The following is a 21,529-nucleotide window of genomic DNA, read 5'->3' as shown; positions in this document are numbered from 1 at the left end:
GCGAACCGGACAGCACACGCGAATCGGACAGCTCACGCGAAGCGGAGGTGAACCTGTGACCCAGGCATCCGTCACCGGAACCAGCGGTGAAGACCGCCACGACTACACCACGTCCGAGAGCCGCCAGATCCGGCAGCGTTCGCTGAAGCTGCTCGGCTCGCTCGTCTCGCCGCTGCGCGCGCTCCTGGTGGGCACCGCCGTGGTGATCGTCCTCTCCACCGCGTTGCGGGTGCTCGGCCCCGCGCTGATCGCCTACGGCATCGACACCGCTCTGCCGGCCGCGGTGCAGTACGCCGACTGGATGCCGGCATTCGGCGTCACCGCGCTCTACATCGTCACCGGGGTCACGGGGGCGGCCCTCATCGGCTGGTACGTCGTGCTCTCGGCGCGTCTCACCCAGGCGATCCTGATGGACCTGCGGACCCGCATCTTCCGCCACACCCAGCGCCTCAGCCTCGAATTCCACGAGAGCTACACGTCGGGCCGGATCATCTCGCGACAGACCAGCGACCTCGAATCGATCCGCGAGCTGCTGGACGGCGGGCTCAACCAGCTCGTGCAGGGCGCGCTCTACGGCATCTTCACGCTCATCGCGCTGTTCCTGCTGGACTGGCAGAGCGGTGCGGTGCTGGTGGTCATGGGCATCCCGCTGGCGCTGCTGATGCGCTGGTTCTACATCGAGTCGCAGAAGGGCTTCCGCGAGTCGCGGGTCGTGAGCGCGCGGCTCATCGTGCAGTTCGTCGAGACGATGACCGGCATCCGTGCCGTGAAGGCGTTCCGCAAGGAGAAGCGCAACGACGTCGATTTCGGCGATATCTCGGCCGACTACCGCCGGGTGAACCTGAAGCTCGTGAAGCTGTACGGGATCCTGGATCCCGGGCTCATCCTGCTCGCGAACATCACGATGGCAGCCGTGCTGCTGTGGGGCGCGATCCGAGTCGTGAACGGCCAGCTCGAGATCGGCGTGCTGCTGGCGGCCGTGCTGTACGTGCGCAACTTCTTCAGCCCCCTCGAAGAGGTGGCGATGTTCCTGAACTCGTACCAGTCGGCCACCGCCGCGCTCGAGAAGGTGTCGGGGGTGCTGGAGGAAGAGCCCACCGTTCCCGATCCGAGCAGGCCCACCGACCTGTGGAGCGCCAAGGGTCACGTGCGCTTCGACGATGTCGAGTTCGGCTACGGCAACGATCGGACGATCCTGCCCGACTTCAGCCTCGACATCCCCGCGGGGCAGACGATCGCGCTCGTGGGCACGACAGGCGCCGGAAAGTCGACCCTCGCGAAGCTGATCGCGCGCTTCTACGACCCCACGCGAGGAACCGTCACCCTCGACGACATCGACCTGCGCGACCTCCACCCGAACGACCTCCGCCGGGCGATCGTGATGGTGACCCAAGAGGCGTATCTGTTCAGCGGAACCGTCGCCGACAACATCGCGCTCGGCAAGCCCGACGCGACGCTCGACGAGATCCGCGCCGCTGCGCGCGCGGTGGGTGCCGACGGATTCATCGAGGCGCTGCCCGACGGCTACGACACCGACGTCAACAAGCGCGGCGGGCGCGTGTCGGCCGGTCAGCGTCAGCTGATCTCGTTCGCCCGGGCCTTCCTCGCAGACCCGGCGGTGCTCATCCTCGATGAGGCGACCGCGTCGCTCGACATCCCCTCGGAGCGGCTCATCCAGGACGCGCTGCAGACGCTGCTGGCCGATCGCACGGCGATCATCATCGCCCACCGGCTCTCCACCGTCGCGATCGCCGACCGCGTGCTGGTGATGGAGCACGGCCGCATCATCGAGGACGACGACCCCGACACTCTGATCAGCGGGACGGGCAAGTTCGCCCAGCTGCACGCGGCCTGGCGGGCATCGCTGGTCTAGCCGGTCGCCCGTTGTTATTGAGCGCCTGTCGCAGGCGTTCAGATCGGCCTGCTACCGTGCCGGTCGATGACGACCAGATCCGCTGCACCGACGCGCCGCACGCCCGAGCCCTCGCCAGGGCCCACGCCATGACCGGCGTGGGCCGCAGCCTCGTGCGCATCGGCATCATCATCGGGCTCGCGGTGCTCGGCGTCGCCGTCGTCGCCGGCGTGAACATCGCGCGCGTCCAGGCCGACGTGCCCCTCGGGTCAGGTGCGCGCATCGCGCAGCCGGCCGCTCCCGAGGCCGTGACGGCGCCCCAGGCGGAGGTCGCGAATGCCCCGTCGCAGCGCGTGCGGGTCGATGCGGCGTGGGCGGATGCTGGGGCCCGGGCCACCGGCATCCCGATCCGCGCTCTCGAGGCCTATGCCGTGGCCGACCTGATGATCTCGGACGAGCAGCCCGGGTGCGGGATCGGGTGGAACACGATCGCCGGGATCGGCGAGATCGAATCCGACCACGGGCGTCACGGCGGAGCGGTTCTCGGTGCCGACGGCTACTCGCAGCCTGCGATCCGCGGAGGCGCGCTCGACGGCAACGGGGTCGCGGCAATCGCCGACACGGACGGCGGCCGGTGGGACGGCGACACGACCTGGGACCGCGCCGTCGGCCCGATGCAGTTCATCCCCGAGACGTGGGCGCACTGGGGCGCCGACGCGAACGGCGACGGCGTCGCCGACCCGAACCAGATAGACGACGCGGCGCTGGCCACGGCCCGCTACCTCTGCGCCTCGGGCTCGATGGCGAGCGTGGAGGGCTGGCGCGCGGCCGTGTTCAGCTACAACCACCTCGACAGTTATGTCGACGACGTCGCGGCGGCGGCCAACCGCTTCGCGGGGTCGGTGGGCTAGAGGGGGCTAGAGGCGGATCTCGGCGATGATCTCGCCGTACTCGGTCTCGCCGACGGGGGTGAAGCCGACCCGCTCGAAGAACGCCTCGGGTCCGCCTTCGCCGGCCTCGTAGATCACGTCGACGAGCTCCATGCCGCGGTCGCGGGCTTCGTTCAGGAGCTGGTCGACCGCGAAGCGGCCGACGCCGCGACCCTGGTCGTCGGCGTCGACGTTGATGCGCCACAGCACAGAGCGGAAGTGCTCCTGCGGGGCGTCGGGATCGAAGTTCGCACTGACGAAACCGACCACCTCGTCGCCATCGAGCACGACCCGCTGCCAGCTCGTGCGGGGGTCGATCACCGTCGCCGCGATCCCATACGAGACGGGTGCGAGGAACTGCTCCTGACCCGGCTTGAGCGACAGGTTATTGACCGCGACGATCGTCGATGCGGACAGTTCGACCAGACGCAGCTCAGACATGTGCTCAGGGTATCGCCCCGGGCGAGAGCGAAGCCACCGCATGAGGCTCGCGCGATCGACATCGCCGTCGAGATATCTCGATATCAAGATACTTTCGCGCTTGCGATAGGCTGGAAACACGACCCGAACGGAGACACCACCGGTGACTGAATCGACGATCATCTACACCCACACCGATGAGGCTCCGGCGCTGGCCACCGCGTCCTTCCTCCCCATCATCCGGGCGGTCGCCGGCAGGGCGGGCGTGGATGTCGAGACTCGCGACATCTCGCTGGGCGGCCGCATCCTCGCGGCTTTTCCGCAGAAGCTCACCCCCGAGCAGCAGGTCGGCGATGCGCTCGCCGAGCTCGGCGGTCTCGCCACGCTGCCCGAGGCCAACATCATCAAGCTCCCCAACATCTCGGCGTCGATCCCGCAGCTGAAGGCGGCCATCGCCGAGCTGCAGGCGGCCGGCTACGACATCCCGAGCTATCCCGACGACGCGCAGTCGCTCGAGGAGAAAGACATCCGCGCACGCTACGACCGCATCAAGGGGTCGGCGGTCAACCCGGTGCTGCGCGAAGGCAACAGCGACCGCCGCGCACCTCTGGCGGTCAAGAACTATGCGCGCAAGCATCCGCACCGCAACAAGCCGTTCCCCGCGGGGTCAAAGACCCGTGTCGCGACGATGGGCCACGACGACTTCACGCACAACGAGAAGTCGTGGGTCGCGGCCCACGACGACGTGCTCACGATCCAGCACGTGGCCGACGACGGCACCGTCACCGTCCTCAAGGAGAGCCTCAAGGTCCTGCCGCGCGAGATCATCGACGCGACGTTCCTGTCGGCCGCCGCGCTCGACGCATTCCTCGCCGAGACGCTCGAAGAGGCCAAGAAGGCCGACGTGCTGTACTCCGTGCACCTGAAGGCGACGATGATGAAGGTCAGCGACCCGATCATCTTCGGCCACGTCGTGAAGACCTACTTCGCCGACGTCTTCGACAAGTACGGCACCAAGATCGCCGAAGCGGGCCTGACGCCGAACAACGGTCTCGGCTCGATCCTGTCGGGTCTGGATGCTGTCGACGGCGGGGCCGAGATCTCCGCCGCCATCGCTGCCGACCTCGAGAGCGGCGCCCGCCTGTCGTACACGAACTCCGACAAGGGCATCACGAACCTGCACGTTCCGTCTGACGTGATCGTGGATGCCTCGATGCCGGCGCTCGTGCGCAACGGCGGCAAGCTGTGGGGCGTCGACGGCGGCGAGGACGACACGCTGGCCGTCATCCCCGACTCGTCGTACGCCGGCGTCTACCAGGCCGTGATCGACGACGTCATCGCGAACGGACCCCTCGATCCCGCGACGATCGGCACCGTCCCGAACGTCGGTCTCATGGCCCAGGCCGCCGAGGAGTACGGCAGCCACGACAAGACGTTCGAGATCGAGAGCCCCGGCAGGGTCCAGATCGTCGACAGCTCCGGTGAGGTGCTCATCGAGCACCAGGTCGAGGCCGGCGACATCTGGCGCGCGACGCAGACCAAGCACATCGCGGTCATCGACTGGGTGGGCCTGGCCGTCGGGCGCGCACGCGCCACGGGTTCGCCTGCGGTGTTCTGGCTCGACCTGAACCGGGCGCACGACGCCCAGCTGATCGCCAAGGTGCACCAGGCGCTGGCGACGCTCGACACGAAGGGCGTGCAGATCACGATCCTCGCCCCCGAGGAGGCGACCCGCTACACGCTCGCTCGCCTCCGCCACGGTCTGGACACGATCTCGGTCTCCGGCAACGTCCTGCGCGACTACCTCACCGACCTGTTCCCGATCCTCGAGGTCGGCACGAGTGCGAAGATGCTCTCGATCGTGCCGCTCCTCGCCGGCGGTGGACTGTTCGAGACGGGCGCGGGCGGCTCGGCCCCCAAGCATGTCCAGCAGCTCCTCGAGGAGAACTACCTGCGCTGGGACTCACTGGGCGAGTTCTTCGCCCTGGCGGCGTCGCTCGAGCACCTGGCAACCTTCACAGGCAACGTGAAAGCGCAGATCCTCGCGGACACTCTGGATGCGGCGAACGGCACGTTCCTCGAAAACGACAAGTCGCCCGGGCGCGCGCTCGGCACGATCGACAACCGCGGCAGTCACTTCTACCTCGCGCTGTACTGGGCGCAGGAGCTGGCGGCGCAGGATGCCGATGCCGACCTGGCGGCCGTGTTCGGCCCGCTCGCGGCCGACCTCGCGGCGCGCGAGGAGCAGATCGTCGGCGAGCTGCTGGCCGTGCAGGGTTCGCCCGTCGACATCGGCGGGTACTACCGTCCTGATCTCGAGCTGGTCGAGGCCGTCATGCGCCCGTCCGCGACGTTCAACAGCATCATCGACTCGGTGCACTGAGCGCCCGCCGGCGCCGTCCCGGCGGTGATCGAGTAGGCGCGCCAGCGCCGTGCCCCCGGCGGAGATCGAGTAGGCGCGCTAGCGCGTGCCCCGGCGTTGATCGAGTAGGCGCGCCAGCGCCGTATCGAGATCAGAGCTGACGTACTACGCAGGCCCGGGGGATCTCGATACGCTCGCTGGCGCTCGCTACTCGATCACCGCATCGCGCGGCCGCGGGGGCGGGAGCCCGACCTGACGTCGCACGACTTCGGGAATCTGCAGTTCTTCGGGCCCACTACGCGCCCGAACGCGCCGAAACTGTGCAGATCACCGAAGTTGCGCAGGGCCACCCCACGCACGCCCGGAGTGCGGGACAGGAGTCCTTCGTCGACGCGGCGGATCTCGGTACGCTCGCTGGCGCTCGCTACTCGATCAACGCATCGCGCTCCCGCGCGAGGATCAGTAGTGGACCCAGACCTCGGTGCCCATCGGAGCCCAGTCGAACGTGTAGGCGGCAGCATCCAGAGGCATGTTGACGCAGCCGTGGCTCATCTGGTTGCCGAAGTTGTTGTGCCAGTACGCGCCGTGCAACGCTTCGTCGCCGTTGTAGTACATGACGTTCGGCACGTCCGGGGTGTAGTAGTTCGGCGCCTTGGTGAGGTCCTGATTGCCCATGTTCTGGTAATCCAGCTTCGCGAAGATGCGGAAGCTGCCGGTGCTGGTGTTGTAGCCGTCGCGACCGGACGAGATCAGCCAAGACTGCACGACCTGCTCGTTCTCGTACAGCGTGGCGCGCTGCTCGCTGAGGTTGACCTCGATGCGGCGGGCGAGCGTCGTCGTGGTGAACGGGGTCTCGGTCACGGGCAGCTCGTACACGGCATTGCCGGTCTTCAGCTGTGTCGCGAACGCGGCTGCGACGCCGTCGGTCGCGCCCAGGGCCCGGCCCGACGCGCCGGCGGCCTGCTCTTCGAGCACTCCACCTTCGGAGTCGGTGATCACCGTGGCGTTCACGGCAGGCCGGTTCACCGCCGCGGGGAGGGCGTCGACTGCGGTCTGGATCGCGCCCTGGTTGACGTCGTAGACGATCGCGCCCGCGGCATCGGTCGAGAGGGTGATCCACGATGCGACGGTGGCCCTGTCGAGGGGGACGGTGCGCTCCGTACCGATGTAGAAGCCGGCGGTGTTCAGCACGTTGTTCAGCTGGTCGACGGTGCTCTGCGCGGCCGTGGTCGGTGTCTTCGCGCTGATCGCGGCGGTCTTGGCGACGACCTCGACGCGGGTCTGGCCCGTCGCGAAGGCGTTCTCGAGAGCGGCGCGGACGGTCTCGACGTCCAGGCCCTGGCCGTCGACCGCCGGTGTCACGACGTACGACGCCGATGCCGCGTCGAACGCGACGACGGCGTTCACCGGATCTTTGTACAGAGTGGGGGCGGCTGTGCGCAGTGCGGCGGTCGCAGCATCCGCGTCGATGGTTACTGTCGCGGTCGCGGGAGCTGCGAACCACGCGGTGGGATTCCACATCGGATGCTGGGCGAATGCCGCATCCGCGAGCCCCTTGGCGTCGATCGTCGCACCGAGCTCGGAAGGCGTGACATCGACGCCGGTGCTCTCTGACGATCGGGTGACGACCGTCGCACCGAGCTGGCCGCCCGACACTGTGGTGTCGATGCCATCGCCGGTGAGCACGATCGTGGTGTCATCGAGGCGCTGCTGCAGTGCGTCCGCCGCGCCGCCGGCCGTCATGCCGCCGATGGCGACACCGCCGACCGAGGTGCCCGGTGCGATGAGGGTGAGGGATGCGGCGACCAGAGCCACCAGGGCGACACCCGCGGGGATGCCGATCCACAGGCCGAGACGGCGCTTCTTGGGGGACGGCTGTTCGGGTGCCCACGCGTAGGCAGGCTGAACGGCGGTCTCGTCGACGACGGCGGGCTCGACTACCGCTTCGTCAACGGCGGCGTCGTCAACGGCGTTGTCGTCAACTGGAGTGCCGTCGACGACGGTCGTTGGGACGACGGATGCCGTGAGCACCGCGTCGTCGTCGGACGCTGAATCAGCGCCCGGCCTTGTGGCCAGATCGGTCACGCCATCACCCCCGAATGCGAATACGCCCTGCTAATGGTACGGGACGGGGATGCAGGCGAGCACAACGTTCCCGTCACGGTACGGATCGACGGGCAGACCCAGGGCTCAGTCGCCGCAGATGGCCTGGAACTTCGCGCTGGTGTCTTCGAACCGGGTGCTCAGCGTGCTCAGGTCGCCGGCCTTGCCGACATCGCCCTTCGCGATCGCGCCCATGACATCCGAGACCTGGGTGAACATGTCCTGGAGGGCCGGCACGAGCGCCGCCACCTGATCGTTCGTGATCGACGGGGCGGCGGAGGCGAGCTTCTGCGACGCGGAGGTCATCGCATCCACGATCGCCGACGGGTCCGAAGTGGTGGCCGACTGGAGCTGTGTGGTCGCATCGGTGATGGACTGCTGCACCAGGGCGCACGCCTCGGCGGCAGTCTGCGAGCTCGTGCCCGGGGCGGCGGCACCGGCGGACGCGGCACTCGACGCGGAAGTCACGGCGTCCGAGTTCGCGGGGTTCCCGGTGCAGGCGCTGAGGCCCAGGACGGCGGCGGTGCTGAGTGCGATGGTGGCGGTCAGGATGGCGATGGTGCGGCGCATGGGGAGTACCTCCTCACTTCCACCCTAAGCACCGGGATCGAACGGTACGGACCGGAGGCGGAATGTAACAAGTTTGTAAACACGCTGTTCAAATCCAATTCACGTCTTGCGCGTTGTTTGTTCGTAAGGTCTACTAACAAACATGTCAATGTCGGAAACGCACCGCGGGTCGACCACCCTCGAGCCACGCCACAGCGCCCCGACGGTGACCGTGTCCGCGCCGGGCACCCCCGCCAAGGCCCGCTCGTTCGTTCCGGGCCGTGCGCTGCGTCACGGGGGGAAGGTGCTTCCCGAGCACGCGCGCGGCCACAACCGTTCGCTGGTGCTGCAGCTGCTGTTCCACCAGGGCGCGATGAGCCGTGCCGACCTGGCGCGTGAGACGGACTTGACCCGAGTGACGATCTCGGACCTCGTCGGCGAACTCATCTCGGACGGCTTCGTCGCCGAGATGGGCGTGCGCGAGGCGTCCGGTCCCGGCAAGCCCGCCATGCTGGTCGACCTCGACCGCGCCGGGCACCGCATCGTCGGCATCGACCTGTCGGGCAGCGACGCGTTCATCGGCGCCGTACTCACCCTCGACGGCGACATCGTCGTGAGACGCGAGGTTCCGCTGCCTGCGGACGACGTGGTCGGCGCCGTGGTCGCCCTGGCCCGAGAGCTGGTCGCCGAGTCGCACGCCCCCGTGCTCGGGGTGGGTGTCGGCACCCCCGGCGTCGTCAACGACCGAGGCGTGGTCCTCGCCGCCCCCGGTTTGGGATGGGTGGACTTCGACCTCGAGGGCGCGCTCCACGAGGCGCTCGGCCTGCCCGTCCTCGTTGCGAACGACGCGAACGCCGCGGTGCTCGCCGAATACACGTTCGGCGGAGCCGACGAAGACATCCTGCTCGTCAAGGTGGGCCGCGGCGTCGGCTCCGGACTCCTCACTTCGGGACAGCCGATGCGCGGGAGCCGCTTCGCGGCGGGCGAGATCGGCCACGTCACCGTCGGCACCGATGGAGGCCCCGTCTGCGTCTGCGGGAAGGTCGGCTGCCTGGAGGCCTGGCTGGCGGTCCCATTCCTCTCGGCGCGGCTGGCCGGAGCATCCGATGACGCCGCCCGCGACGGCATTCTCCGCGACGCGGGGGAGCGACTCGGCATCGCTCTGGCGCCCGTCGTCGGCGCCCTCGATCTGTCGGAGATCATCCTCTCCGGCCCCACCGAACTTCTCGACGGACCCCTCACCGAGGCGACCGTCGAGACGCTGCGCACCCGGACGCTCGCCGAGTTCCATGACGGCGTCCGTGTGCGGATGACGGGGCAAGGCCAGGACATCGTCCTGCGCGGCGCCGCCGTCATGATCCTCTCCGGACAGCTCGGAGTCTCGTAGAGAAACCCTGCACCACCGCGGCTGGCCATGCCGGCAGCAACGACCCAGTAACCCCCCCGGATGGGCCACCCGGCCCGTCATCACACCAAGAAGAACAAGGAAGTTACCATGAACAAGAAGCTCGGAGCCCTCGCCATCATCGGCGCGTCGGCTGTGGCGCTGGCCGGCTGCGCGGGCGGCGCAGGCGGTTCGGCGTCCAGCGCGGCAGCCACCGGCACGCTGACCGTGTGGCTCGTCGGCACGGACACCCCGCAGGACGCCCGCGACTACCTCAAGACCACTTTCGAGTCTGAGCACAGCGGCTGGACCCTCAACATCGAGGAGAAGACCTGGGCAGACACGAGCGACAACTACGTCGCCGCGCTCTCGTCCAACGACTCGCCCGACGTGGTCGAGGTGGGCAACACCCAGGCTCAGGGCTTCATCGAGCAGGGTCTGTTCCAGGACATCTCGAGCATCCAGGCGACGCTCGGCGGCGACGACCTGCTGCAGAGCTTCGTCGACCTCGGGTCGCAGGACGGCAAGCTCTACGCCGCGCCGTACTACGCAGGGTCGCGCGTCGTCTTCTACTCGCCGACCACGTTCGGCGGCACCGTGCCGACGACGCTCGACCAGTACGTCGCCGACGGCAAGGCCGGCAAGACTGACACCAAGTCGGGCATCTACGCACCCGGCAAGGACTGGTACAACGCCCTTCCCTACGTGTGGGCCAACGGCGGCGAGATCGCCGTGCAGGACGGCGACAAATGGGACGCGCAGTTCTCCAGCGCCGACAGCATCAAGGGCCTGACCCAGCTGCAGGACGTCTACCTGAACGCCAACATCGCCCCTGCCGACAGCGACGAGACCGACCCGCAGGTTCCGTTCTGCGCCGGTGAGATCGGATTCCTCTCCGCCCCCGCGTGGGTCAAGTGGTCGATCCTGGCCGCGGCCGACGCCAAGGCGCCCGGATGCCCCGAGACCTACGGCAAGGACCTCGCCGCCTTCGCCCTCCCGGGCACCACGGCAGGTTCGGTCGCCCCGGTGTTCGCCGGTGGCTCGAATGTCGCGGTCGCGACCAAGACCGATGCCCCGGAGATGGCGCAGTCGGCCCTGGAGATCATGCTCTCCGAGGGATACCAGAAGATCCTCGCCGAGAACGGCCTCATCCCCGCGCTGACCACCTTCGCCAAGTACCTCCCGCAGGACGAGATCACTGTTCAGGCCGCCAAGGCCGCTGCAGGGTCCAAGGCCGTGCCGGCCAGCCCCAACTGGGCAGAGGTCGAGTCGTCGGGTGTCATCAAGGACGCACTGGTGAAGATCGCCCAGGGCGGAGACGTCAAGGCGATCGCGACCGAGCTGGACAGCCAGATCGACGCCATCCTCAACAAGTAGCGAGTCCGCTCGCCGGGCAAGGGGTTCCGACCTCATCGGAACCCCTTGCCCTTCCTCCGGAAAGGCTCGATCCTTTCGACAGATCCACGGTGTGCGCACCCTGGAGCTGTCCAAGCGATCGGATGACAGCATCCGGATGCTGCGCGATACGCCATCGCGCCGTCGCCGCCCACCGTGCTCAACGCCCGTCCCCAGAATCCATCCGTCAGAAAGGAGGCGCCATGACCGAGGCCGTTCTCACCGCCCCCTCGCGTGCGTCTTCCACGAAGTCGCCACGGCGCCGCCCCACCGAGCGGGAGAAGTCTCGCGGACGCCGCGACGCGCGGGGCGCATGGACGCTGCTCGCACCGTCCGTGGTCATCCTCGCCGTGATGGTCGGCTACCCCGCCGTCCTCATGGTCATCCAGTCGTTCAGCGACTACTCGATCAAGAACAAGGTGCAGGGCACCCTCGGCAGCTTCGTCGGCTTCGACAACTACGTCGAGGTCTTCACGGAGTCCGACTTCCCCGTCGTGCTCGTGCGCAGCCTCGGACTCATGGTCGCCATGACCGTGCTGATCGTGCTGTTCGGCGTGCTGGTGGCGGTGCTCATGACCCGGCTGAGTCGGGCGTGGCGGATCACCGTGTCGGTCGGCCTGCTCCTGGCATGGGCCATGCCGGCTCTGGCGGCGACGACCGTGTGGGGCTGGATCTTCGACACCCAGTACGGCGTCGTCAACTGGGCGCTGAACACGATCACGGGCACGAACGACTGGACCAACCACTCGTGGCTGCTGAACCCCTGGTCGTTCTTCATGGTGCTCACGATCATCGTGGTGTGGCAGGGCGTGCCGTTCGTCGCGTTCACGACGTTCGCGGCGCTCGGCCAGGTGCCCGGTGAGGTGCTCGAGGCCTCATCGCTGGACGGCGCGACCGGATTCGCGCGGTTCCGCCTCATCGTCTTCCCGTACCTGCGCAGCGTGCTCACCGTGATCGTCGTGCTGCAGGTGATCTGGAATCTCCGCATCTTCACGCAGGTGTACGCGCTGCAGAGCCGCGGCGGACTGGTGTCGGAGACGAACGTGCTCGGCACGTACCTGTTCCGGCAGGGCCCGGGCGAGTTCGGCATCACGAGCGCGATCGGCGTGGTGATGGTGTTACTCCTCCTCGCGATGTCGTGGGGCTATGTGCGGACGACCCTGAAGGAGGAGGAGCTGTGAGCACTCAGGTGGGCGTCAGCGCCCAGCTCGGCACGGTCGGCGTCGACGAGATCCTCGAGGACGGCGGCGTCCCGCGCGCTCCGAAGAAGCGCTCGATCGAGGCGCGTCGCCCCTCGTCGAAGCGGATGTTCACGCGCACGGCGCTGAACATCGCGGCGCTCGTCGTCTTCCTCTGCTCGGTGTTCCCCGTCTACTGGATGGTGAACATGTCGTTCACCCGCGGCCAGAGCATCATCAGCCGCAACCCCAGCCTCATCCCGCTCGATTTCACGTTCACGAACTACATCACCGCGTGGACGCGTGAGGCGGCGCCCGGTCAGACCGACTTCCCGCACGCTCTGCTGACCTCGACGATCGTCACGGTCAGCGTGCTGGTCGTGACGCTCGTGCTCGCCTTCCTCGCGTCGGTGGCCGTCGCCCGCTTCCACTTCCGCGGGCGCCGCGGGTTCATCATCTCGGTGCTGATCATCCAGATGATCCCCGGCGAGGCGATGATGTTCACGATCTACGGGATGATCGACGACTGGCGCCTCATGAACACCCTCATGGGGCTGGGCATCGTCTACCTCGCCGCTGTCATCCCCTTCACGATCTGGACGCTGCGCGGCTTCGTCGCCGGCGTCCCGGCCGAGCTGGAAGAAGCCGCCATGATCGACGGGTGCACCAAGTCGCAGGCGTTCTGGCGGGTCACGTTCCCGCTGCTGGCCCCCGGACTCGTCGCCACCGGCGTCTTCGCCTTCATCCAGTGCTGGAACGAGTTCGTCATGGCACTGCTGCTCATGAAGGGCTACAACCTGACGCTGCCGACCTGGCTGAACTCGTTCCAGTCGGCGACCGAGGCCACGAACTGGGGAGCGGTGATGGCGGCATCCACCCTCATCTCCATCCCGGTCGTGATCTTCTTCCTCATCGTGCAGGGCCGCATGTCGGGCGGCCTGGTCGCGGGAGCGGTCAAGGGCTGATGGGCGCGGGCACTCAAGCCGTCCCCCGCGCGGAGGCCGGCCGATGAAGATCGGGCTGGACGTCGGCGGAACCAAGACCGACGCCGTGGCGGTCGCCCCGGACGGCACGATCGCAGGGCGCGTGCGCCTTGCGACGGGATGGGGTGCGGATGCTGTCATCCACACCGTGATCGACGCCGTCGCGTCGCTGCGGCGCGACCTGTCGCTGCCCGAAGGCGTGATCGCCTCCGTCGGGATCGGCACGCCCGGTCAGGTCGCCTGGGGGACGGGGCGCGTCGTGCACGCGGTGAACCTCGGCGTCGACGAGCTCGATCTGGCCGCCGCCGTCGCGCCGGCGCTCGGGGTTCCGGTGTACGTCGAGAACGACGTCAAAGCCGCCGCGATCGGTGCCTACGCCCTGCTCGGGGCGACCGGCTCGATGGCGTACCTGAATCTCGGCACCGGCATCGCGGCGGGCATCGTGCTCGACGGCGTGCTGCGCCGCGGACCCCGCGGCACTGCGGGCGAAGTGGGCCACATCTCCGTCGACCCGCGCGGACCGCTCTGCCGATGCGGCCAGTACGGCTGCATCGAGGCGCTCGCCGGAGGCGGAGCGATCGCCGAGCGCTGGGCGCGCCCGGGCGCCCTCCCCGTCCGGGACGTGTTCGACGCCGCCGACGCGGGCGATGCGCTCGCCCGTGAGCTGCGGCACGGGCTCGCCCGCGGCGTCGCGGCCGCGGTGCGCATCCTCGTGCTCACCGCCGATGTCGACACCGTCGTACTCGGCGGCGGCGTCACGGCGCTCGGCAGCAGGTTGATGGCCGACGTCGGGGCGGAGCTGGACGCAAGCGCCGCCGCGTCGCCGTTCATGCGATCGCTGGGTCTGCAGGACCGCGTCGAGCTGCTGCCCGCCGGCTCGCCCGCCGCCGCACTGGGCGCGGCGCTGATCGGCGACAGCCGAGAATCCGAGGAGGCGCTCGCCCATGGCTGAAGTGGTCATCGTTCCGTCCCCAGGCGACGCCGGCGTGCTCGTCGCCGACGAGATCGTCCGGCTGATCTCGCGCCGGCCGGACGCGGTCCTGGGGCTGGCGACCGGGTCGACCCCGCTGCCGGTGTATCGCGCCCTCGCGCTCCGGCTCGGGAGCCTCGACGTGTCACGCGTACGCGGGTTCGCCCTGGACGAATACGTCGGCATCGACCCCCGGCATCCCGAGTCGTACCGCAACGTGATCGCGCGCGATGTCGTCGAGCCGCTCGGCCTTGACCCTGCGCTCATCCGCGTGCCGGACGGATCGCTCGACGGGATCGAGCACGCCGGCGATGACTACGAGCAGGCGCTGCACGATGCCGGTGGCGTGGACCTGCAGATCCTCGGTATCGGCACCGATGGGCACATCGGGTTCAACGAACCCGGATCGTCGTTCGCATCGCTCACCCGGGTCAAGACCCTCACCGAGCAGACGCGCGACGACAACGCCCGGTTCTTCGACTCGGTCGACCAGGTGCCACGCCACTGCATCACGCAGGGCCTCGGCACGATCCTGCGCGCCCGTCACCTCGTGCTCCTCGCGTTCGGCGCGGGCAAGGCCGCCGCGGTCGCCGCAGCGCTCGAGGGGCCGGTGACGGCATCCCTACCCGGATCGGCGCTCCAGCTGCATCCGCACGCGACGGTCGTGGTCGATGAGGCCGTCGCGGGGGCACTGCGCTTGGCCGACTACTACCGGTACACGTTCGCGAACAAGCCGGAGTGGCAGGGCCTCTGAGCCGTCTCGCGGAGCGAGCTCAGCCCCAGATGTGGGGTCGGAGAACCTCGATCAGCGGAGCGAGCGGGAGGGCGGATGCCTCGGCCTCGGTGATCCATCGCAACTCGGCGATCTCGGCTCGGGCCTCGGTCGCCGCAGGGCCCAGGCGCAGAGCGAAGCAGTCCGCGACCAAGACGTGCCCTGCCTCGTTCGCCGCGTCGGTCGTGTAGCACCCCAGAGGTCGAAGATCACCCGGTGCGACGGTGACGCCGAGTTCCTCGGCGAGCTCCCGGACGAGAGTCTCGGCGGCCGACTCACCCTGCTCGGGCTTGCCGCCGGGATTCATGAACCGGTCGGTGCCGCGCTTGCGCACGACGAGCAGCCGCCCTGCGTCGTCCACGATCACGGCGGCGCTCACGCGGATGACCGGGGCGGTCACGGGGCGAACACCTTGCCGGGGTTGAGGATGCCGGCCGGGTCGAACACTTTTGCGATGTCGCGCTGCAGCTGCCACTGGTCATCGCCGAGTTCGTCGGCGAGCCAGCGTCGCTTGAGGACCCCGATGCCGTGCTCGCCCGTGAGCGTGCCGCCCAGCCGCAGCGCGGCGCGGAACAGGTCGCCGGCCGCGTCCCAGATCTGCGGGGGGACGTCCTTCCCCTCGAACACGAAGTTGGGGTGCAGGTTCCCGTCGCCGGCGTGCGCGACCGTCGGGATCGTGATCCCGTACTCGCGCTCGATGCGCGCGATCTCGTCGAACATCGCCGGCAGCGCACTCCGCGGCACCGCGACGTCCTCGATGAGGGTAGTGCCGAGCGTCTCCATGGCGGGATGCATCGAGCGGCGGATCGTGAGCAGCTGCTCGCCCTCCGCGGCGTCGTGCGCAATCGCCACGATGCCGCCTGCCGCGCGCAGCAGCTCGGCGATCGCGTCGGCCTCTCCGGTCGCCGCGGGGCCGTCCGTCTGGACGGTGAGCTGCGCGGCGCCGGAGCGTGGCCTGGGCAGCTTCAGCAGGGAGTGCGCGGCGGCGAGGGACGCAGCATCCATCAGCTCCATGATGGCGGGCTGCACTCCTGATGCGGTGACGGCGGCGGATGCTGCAGCCGCCGCCCGTACGTCGGGGAACGTCGCCGTGAGGGTGCGCACCTCGCCCGGGATCAGCCGTCGCAGTGCGAGCGTCGCGCCGACGATCACCCCGAGCGTGCCCTCCGACCCGATCACGAGCGACGTGAGGTCAAGACCCGTGACACCCTTGACGCTGCGATGCCCGAGGTGCAGCAGCCGGCCGTCGGCGAGCACGAGGTCAACGCCCAGCACCGCGTCGCGGACGACGCCGTACTTGGCGCAGAGGAGGCCGCCCGCGCCGGTGGCGATGTTGCCGCCGACCGTCGAGATCGCCCGGCTCGCCGGGTCCGGCGCCCACCAGAGCCCGTGGTCGGCGAGCGCGTGATTGAGGTCGGCGTTGATGATCCCGGGCTCGACGACAGCGAGCAGATCGTCCGGCCGCACCTCGAGGATCCGGTCCATCGCCCTGGTCGACAAGACGATCTCACCGTCGCCCGCGTTGGCGCCACCCGCAAGCCCTGTGCCGGCGCCGCGGGTCACCACCGGCGTCGCGGTCGCGCTCGCGATCCGCAGGGTCGCCTGTACGTCTTCCACACTCCGCGCGCGTACGACCGCGATCGGCCTGCCGGACGCGGCATGCCCGGACTTGTCCGCGCGCGCGGCCTCGAGCGAGTCCTCCGTCGTGTCGACCCGGTCGCCGAGCGCCTCGCGAAGTCGCGCCAGTACCTCGACCCGGCTCGTCATGCTCGGCGCCGCGCGCCGGTCACGCGAAGCGCCGCCGGCCGGTCAGCACCCCGACGGTCACCGCGACGACCGCAAATCCCAGCCCCACCCAGGTCTGGCCGATGCTCCACCACGCGATCGTCGCCGACAGGTACACGAACAGCTCGACGACGCCGCGGACGAACGGATGCACGGCGAGCACCGCGCGGGGCGAGACGAACAGTGCCCACAGGAGGAGGGCGAGGGCGGGAGCGGCGATCCCGGCCACGATGTTCCACGGGAACGGCCATGCCGCGAAGCCCCAGAACGCGAGCGTGGCGAAGGCGAACAGCTCGCAGAGGAAGGCGAGGATGTCCAGCGCCGACAGTGCGGGGCGCGTACCGGGCGCCTGCTGAGCAGCACCCGGCTGAGCCGGCGCCGGCTGGTCGGGCCGGGACGGCTGGACGCGCGGCGTGTCGGACATGGCTCCAGTTTACGGCGCCGCGGGAGGCGCCGACCCTGTCAGCGGCGCTGCGGGCGCTGAGCCGGATCTCCGAGTCACTCCCGCCCGCCGGTCCAGACCCGGTGCACGTGCAGCCCCGCATCCAGCAGCACGGCGTCGGCGAGGAATCCCGCGGCCAGCCGGCCCAGGTCCGCGCCGCGTCCGACCGCGCGAGCCGGGGCCGTCGTCAGCGCGTGCACCGCCGCGGGCAGGGCGACGCCACAGGCGACGGAGAGGCGGAGCGCAGCATCCTGAGTCAGCGTGGAACCGGCGATCGCGGCGCCGTCGGTCAGGCGCGCCACCCCGTCGACGACGTCGACGCCCAGACCTCCGAGCTCGTAATGGCCGTCACCGGCCCCGGCGGCGGCCATCGCGTCGGTCACCAGCGCGACGCGCCCGGGCGCGGCCGCGAACACGATGCGGATGACGTCGGGATGCACGTGCGCCCCGTCGGCGATCACCTCGAGGGTGACCCGGGGGTCGGCGATCGCGGCGCCCACAGGGCCCGGCGCGCGGTGGTGCAGGCCCGGCATGGCGTTGAACGCGTGGGTGAGGATCGTCGCGCCGGCGTCGAACGCCGTCGCGCAGGTCTCGGCGTCGGCGCTCGTGTGGCCCACCGCCGCGGCTGCGCCCGACGCCACGACGATGCGGATCGCGGCCACCCCGCCGGCGAGCTCGGGTGCGAGCGTCACCTGCCGCACGGTGCCGCGCCCGGCGGCGAGCAGACGCTCGACTGCCTCGGCGAGCGGTGCGCGCAGGAGGGTCTCGTCGTGGGCGCCCTTGCGGGCGGGGTCGAGGAACGGGCCCTCCAGATGCGAGCCCAGGATGCCGGCATCCGTCCCGGTGAGATCCGCGACCATCGCCGCCCGGCGCTCCATCGCCTCGAGGGGCGCCGTGACCAGCGAGATCACGGCACGCGTCGTGCCGTGCGCGCGATGCAGTGCGCGCGCCGCGCGGATCGCGTCATGGCCGTCGTCGTACGAGAATCCGGCCCCGCCGTGACCGTGGATGTCGATGAAGCCCGGGGTGAGCACAGCGCCGGCACCGGCGGCCTCTTCAGCGTCCAGGACCTCGTCCGACGGGGTCGCGAGGTCGCGCCATCCGTCGCCGGTTCCGGTCTCGGCGACCCGGTCGCCGGCGAACCGCACCCACGCGTCGTCTGCCACACGCTCGTCGTCGACCAGCCGGACGGAGTGGACGAGGAGGCTCATCCGGCGGTCCAGGCGACCTCGTCCGACGCGGGCAGCGCGACGCCCATGCTCCGCCACAGCGGCGCGAGGGCGCCGGCGCGGTCGCGGAACGACTCCCACGCCCGCAGCGCGTCGGTGCCGAGCGGCACCGACCACGCCGCCTCCGCCGCCGCGGCGATGCGCGGAAACGCCATCGCGTCGAGGTCGGCGAGCGTGCGGAGTGTCTCTGACCACATCGGCGCCTCGATGCCGAGGATGTCGCGCTCGTCGATCCCCTCGATGATCTCCGCCGCGTCCCACGCGTACGCGCGCTCGACGCTGGTCGGGCCGTTCGCCCAGGTGAGTCCGAGCTCGCTTTCCGCCGACGGCTTCATGTCGAGGTAGATTGCGTCGGCCGGGGAGAGGATGAGCTGCGCGCCGTTGCGCACGAACGCGCGGGCCTTCTCGTCCATGCCGTCGGTCGGGGTGCGCAACCCCCAGTACTGCCCGATCGTCTGCTCGTCCAGTCCCGCGGCCGAACCGGCTTCGTGCCACGCGATGGGAGTTTTGCCGAGGTCGGCGACCAGCGCGGTGACGCGACGCATGAACTCGGCGAAGTCGTCGGGCGCGGTGCCGAGCGCCTCATCGCCGCCCACGTGCAGGTACGGCCCGGGGGTCATCCCGGCGAGCTCGCCGAACACGTCGGCGAGGAAGTCGTACGTCGCCTCGTCGTGGATCTTCAGCGACGAGAATCCGACCGCCATGCCTTCGTACGGCGTACGGGGGGTCGGCAGCTCGCCACCGTAGTCGCGGACGGTCTGGCGGATCTCCTCCGAGATCACGGGTGCTTCGCCCAGCTCGGGGTAGGCGAGGCCGACGGCATGGGTGTGCCCGGGGACGTCGATCTCGGGCACTACGATCATGTGCCGTGCCGCGGCGTACGCGACGAGCTCGCGATAGTCGGCCTTCGTGTAGAAGCCGCCCGGGTCACCACCCACGGAGGTGCCGGATGCGACCTCGGTCAGCGCCGGGCGCGAGGCCAGCTCGATGCGCCAGCCCTGGTCGTCGGCGAGGTGCAGATGCAGCGCATTGAACTTGAGCGATGCCGCCCTGTCGATGTACGCCTTCACCGTCTCGACCGGGAAGAAGTGCCGGGCGACATCGAGCATGACGCCGCGATACGTGAAGCGCGGTGCGTCCTGGATCGTCGCCGCGGGGATCACAAACCCGGCATCCCCCTGGGCGACGAGCTGTCCGAGCGTCTGCACGCCGTAGAAGAGTCCGGCCGCGTCGGGAGCGGTGACCACAACGGATGCCGCGTCCACCGTCAACCGGTACGACTCCGCCGTGCCGCCGGGCGAGCGCCGGAGCACGATCGCACCGCTCTCAGCGTGAGCCGGCGCGATACCCGTGCGCACCTCGAGGAGTCGGGCGAGGGTGGCCGCAGCATCCGCGTCGCCCGTGATCGTCGCACCCGCATCGAGCCGGAACGGCGCTGACCCGTCGGCGGCGAGCGAGACGGGGAGGGGGACGAGCGGGAGCAGCGACATCGGGGTCCGTTCGGGGGCGTTCATGTAAAGATCCCTAACAAAAGATCGCTTCAGCCTAGCCTTTCACCTCCGGTCGCGCGAGCGAGGCCGGCCTCGCCGCGGTCTGCGGCATCGGTTATGCTCGGGATGTCGCGACTGGCGTTGAGGTGGGACACCACCGGGAAGCGACTGACACGGCATTCGACCGCTCGCCTGGGCCGATGGTCGACATCCTCCTCGGTTGTCGAGTGTCCGCGAAGCGGACGTATCGAGACACCGAGCCGTTGTCAGGAGCGCCATGTCAGACCAGTATTTCAACGCCCCCCTCTCGGAGGTCGATCCCGAGATCGCGCAGGTGCTGGAGCGCGAGCTCGAACGCCAGCGCGGCTTCCTCGAGATGATCGCCTCCGAGAACTTCGTTCCCGTCTCGATCCTGCAGTCGCAGGGTTCGGTGCTCACGAACAAGTACGCCGAGGGATACCCCGGCCGGCGCTACTACGGCGGCTGCGAAGAGGTCGACGTCGCAGAAGAACTCGCGATCGCCCGCGCGAAGTCGCTGTTCGGAGCCGAGTTCGCGAACGTGCAGCCGCACTCCGGGGCCACCGCGAACGCGGCCGTCCTGCACGCGATCGCCCGGCCCGGCGACACGCTGCTGGGGCTGTCACTCGATCAGGGCGGGCATCTCACCCACGGCATGAAGATCAACTTCTCGGGCCGCCTGTACAACATCGTCGCGTACGGCGTCGACCCCGAGACATCCGTGATCGACATGGACGAGGTGCGCCGGCTGGCGATCGAGCACACGCCCAAGGTGATCATCGCGGGGTGGTCGGCCTACCCGCGTCAGCTCGATTTCGCCGCGTTCCGCGCGATCGCCGACGAGGTGGGCGCCCTGCTGTGGGTCGACATGGCGCACTTCGCGGGCCTCGTCGCCGCGGGCCTGCACCCATCGCCGGTGCCCCACGCGCACGTGGTCTCATCGACCGTGCACAAGACCATCGGCGGCCCGCGCTCGGGCTTCATCCTCACCAACGACCCCGAGATCGCGAAGAAGATCAATACGGCCGTCTTCCCGGGCCAGCAGGGCGGTCCGCTCATGCACGTCATCGCGGCGAAGGCCACGGCGTTCAAGCTCGCGGCCACGCCCGAGTTCAAAGAGCGCCAGGACCGCGTGCTCCGCGGCGCCCGCATCCTCGCCGACCGGCTCTCGCAGCAGGACGTGAAGGATGCCGGCATCGCCATCCGCTCCGGCGGCACCGACGTGCATCTGGTGCTGGTCGACCTGCGCAATGCGGCCATCGACGGCAAGCAGGCCGAAGACCTGCTGCACGAGATCCGCATCACGGTCAACCGCAACGCGGTGCCCAACGACCCCCGACCGCCGATGGTCACCTCGGGGCTCCGGATCGGCACGCCGGCGCTCGCGACCCGCGGGTTCGGCGACGCGGAGTTCACCGAGGTGTCGGACATCATCGCCCGGGCGCTCCTGCCGGGCGCGGACGTCGAGGCGCTGCGCGCGCGCGTCGCGGCGCTGACGGCGGCCTTCCCGCTCTACCCCGGGCTGCACCAGTAGCCCGGGGGTTGCCCCGCCCACATACCTACGAGCATAGTGATATCACCCCCTTTCATCTCCACCGCCGAACTCCGCGAGACCGGATAGGCGACACGAGACCGAGGCGGACGCTCACCTTTTCGTGGCGCCCATCC

General features: G+C 69.5%; 18 protein-coding genes and 1 riboswitch. Of the genes, 10 read left to right on the top strand and 8 right to left on the bottom strand.

Annotation, left to right across the window (positions count from 1 at the left end; all coding sequences use genetic code 11):
- The first annotated feature begins 55 nt into the window (after nucleotides 1-55).
- On the top strand, nucleotides 56-1,873 hold the full coding sequence (locus ACFE6Z_RS08970) for an ABC transporter ATP-binding protein (protein ID WP_375385391.1): 1,818 nt from the start codon (nucleotides 56-58) through the stop codon (nucleotides 1,871-1,873).
- A gap of 56 nt (nucleotides 1,874-1,929) precedes the next feature.
- Complete coding sequence (locus ACFE6Z_RS08965; RefSeq protein WP_375385390.1) at nucleotides 1,930-2,763, top strand: lytic transglycosylase domain-containing protein; 834 nt, start codon at nucleotides 1,930-1,932, stop codon at nucleotides 2,761-2,763.
- Between the two features lie 6 nt (nucleotides 2,764-2,769).
- On the opposite strand, the gene ACFE6Z_RS08960 is transcribed toward ACFE6Z_RS08965, so the two are convergent.
- Nucleotides 2,770-3,222 carry a GNAT family N-acetyltransferase gene (locus ACFE6Z_RS08960; RefSeq protein WP_375385389.1) on the bottom strand — a complete coding sequence of 151 codons (453 nt, stop codon included), beginning with the start codon at nucleotides 3,220-3,222 and terminating at the stop codon, nucleotides 2,770-2,772.
- A 142-nt stretch (nucleotides 3,223-3,364) separates the two neighbouring features.
- On the opposite strand from ACFE6Z_RS08960, the gene ACFE6Z_RS08955 reads away from it, so the two are divergent.
- A complete protein-coding gene (locus tag ACFE6Z_RS08955; protein ID WP_375385388.1) occupies nucleotides 3,365-5,584 on the top strand; it encodes an NADP-dependent isocitrate dehydrogenase in 2,220 nt (739 codons plus the stop codon).
- A 438-nt stretch (nucleotides 5,585-6,022) separates the two neighbouring features.
- Here the strand turns inward: ACFE6Z_RS08955 and ACFE6Z_RS08950 are convergent, their stop codons facing one another.
- On the bottom strand, nucleotides 6,023-7,648 hold the full coding sequence (locus tag ACFE6Z_RS08950; RefSeq protein WP_375385387.1) for a L,D-transpeptidase family protein: 1,626 nt from the start codon (nucleotides 7,646-7,648) through the stop codon (nucleotides 6,023-6,025).
- Between the two features lie 105 nt (nucleotides 7,649-7,753).
- A complete protein-coding gene (locus ACFE6Z_RS08945) occupies nucleotides 7,754-8,236 on the bottom strand; it encodes a hypothetical protein (protein ID WP_375385386.1) in 483 nt (160 codons plus the stop codon).
- A 142-nt stretch (nucleotides 8,237-8,378) separates the two neighbouring features.
- On the opposite strand from ACFE6Z_RS08945, the gene ACFE6Z_RS08940 reads away from it, so the two are divergent.
- The 6 genes from ACFE6Z_RS08940 (at nucleotide 8,379) to ACFE6Z_RS08915 (ending at nucleotide 14,879) form a co-directional block, all read left to right on the top strand.
- A complete protein-coding gene (locus tag ACFE6Z_RS08940; RefSeq protein ID WP_375385385.1) occupies nucleotides 8,379-9,602 on the top strand; it encodes an ROK family protein in 1,224 nt (407 codons plus the stop codon).
- 108 nt (nucleotides 9,603-9,710) lie between these two features.
- On the top strand, nucleotides 9,711-10,976 hold the full coding sequence (locus ACFE6Z_RS08935) for a sugar transporter (protein WP_375385384.1): 1,266 nt from the start codon (nucleotides 9,711-9,713) through the stop codon (nucleotides 10,974-10,976).
- A gap of 221 nt (nucleotides 10,977-11,197) precedes the next feature.
- Nucleotides 11,198-12,175 (top strand): carbohydrate ABC transporter permease, encoded by a 978-nt coding sequence (locus ACFE6Z_RS08930; protein WP_375385383.1) that lies wholly within the window; start codon nucleotides 11,198-11,200, stop codon nucleotides 12,173-12,175.
- 125 nt (nucleotides 12,176-12,300) lie between these two features.
- Nucleotides 12,301-13,137: a carbohydrate ABC transporter permease gene (locus ACFE6Z_RS08925; protein ID WP_375385561.1), complete on the top strand. Its 837-nt coding sequence runs from the start codon at nucleotides 12,301-12,303 to the stop codon at nucleotides 13,135-13,137.
- Nucleotides 13,138-13,180: 43 nt separating this feature from the next.
- Complete coding sequence (locus tag ACFE6Z_RS08920; protein ID WP_375385382.1) at nucleotides 13,181-14,107, top strand: ROK family protein; 927 nt, start codon at nucleotides 13,181-13,183, stop codon at nucleotides 14,105-14,107.
- Nucleotides 14,100-14,879, top strand: a complete 780-nt coding sequence (locus ACFE6Z_RS08915; RefSeq protein WP_375385381.1) for a glucosamine-6-phosphate deaminase — start codon at nucleotides 14,100-14,102, stop codon at nucleotides 14,877-14,879. The genes ACFE6Z_RS08920 and ACFE6Z_RS08915 overlap by 8 nt, the downstream gene beginning before the upstream one ends.
- A gap of 19 nt (nucleotides 14,880-14,898) precedes the next feature.
- Here the strand turns inward: ACFE6Z_RS08915 and ACFE6Z_RS08910 are convergent, their stop codons facing one another.
- The 5 genes from ACFE6Z_RS08910 to ACFE6Z_RS08890 form a co-directional block, all read right to left on the bottom strand.
- Complete coding sequence (locus ACFE6Z_RS08910; RefSeq protein ID WP_375385380.1) at nucleotides 14,899-15,297, bottom strand: NUDIX domain-containing protein; 399 nt, start codon at nucleotides 15,295-15,297, stop codon at nucleotides 14,899-14,901.
- The gene (locus tag ACFE6Z_RS08905; protein WP_375385379.1) at nucleotides 15,294-16,664 is read right to left on the bottom strand and encodes an FAD-binding oxidoreductase; all 1,371 of its coding nucleotides are present in this window, start codon (nucleotides 16,662-16,664) and stop codon (nucleotides 15,294-15,296) included. Before ACFE6Z_RS08905 ends, ACFE6Z_RS08910 begins: the two co-directional genes overlap by 4 nt.
- A 19-nt stretch (nucleotides 16,665-16,683) precedes the next feature.
- Complete coding sequence (locus ACFE6Z_RS08900) at nucleotides 16,684-17,106, bottom strand: YrdB family protein (protein ID WP_375385378.1); 423 nt, start codon at nucleotides 17,104-17,106, stop codon at nucleotides 16,684-16,686.
- A gap of 74 nt (nucleotides 17,107-17,180) precedes the next feature.
- Nucleotides 17,181-18,335, bottom strand: coding sequence for an N-acetylglucosamine-6-phosphate deacetylase (locus ACFE6Z_RS08895; protein WP_375385377.1), 1,155 nt, complete (start codon nucleotides 18,333-18,335; stop codon nucleotides 17,181-17,183).
- Entirely contained in the window at nucleotides 18,332-19,867 is a 1,536-nt protein-coding gene (locus tag ACFE6Z_RS08890; protein ID WP_375385376.1) for a beta-N-acetylhexosaminidase, read from the bottom strand. The genes ACFE6Z_RS08895 and ACFE6Z_RS08890 overlap by 4 nt, the downstream gene beginning before the upstream one ends.
- A 97-nt stretch (nucleotides 19,868-19,964) precedes the next feature.
- A riboswitch (ZMP/ZTP riboswitch) is annotated at nucleotides 19,965-20,048 on the top strand.
- A 72-nt stretch (nucleotides 20,049-20,120) separates the two neighbouring features.
- Between ACFE6Z_RS08890 and glyA the strand changes: the two genes are divergently transcribed.
- Nucleotides 20,121-21,395, top strand: a complete 1,275-nt coding sequence (gene glyA / locus ACFE6Z_RS08885) for a serine hydroxymethyltransferase (RefSeq protein ID WP_375385375.1) — start codon at nucleotides 20,121-20,123, stop codon at nucleotides 21,393-21,395.
- The last annotated feature ends 134 nt before the right edge of the window (nucleotides 21,396-21,529 follow it).

Origin of the sequence: uncultured Microbacterium sp. (genome assembly GCF_964244775.1) — a bacterium.
Classification (GTDB): domain Bacteria; phylum Actinomycetota; class Actinomycetes; order Actinomycetales; family Microbacteriaceae; genus Microbacterium.
This window is presented reverse-complemented; position numbering and strand designations above follow the sequence as displayed.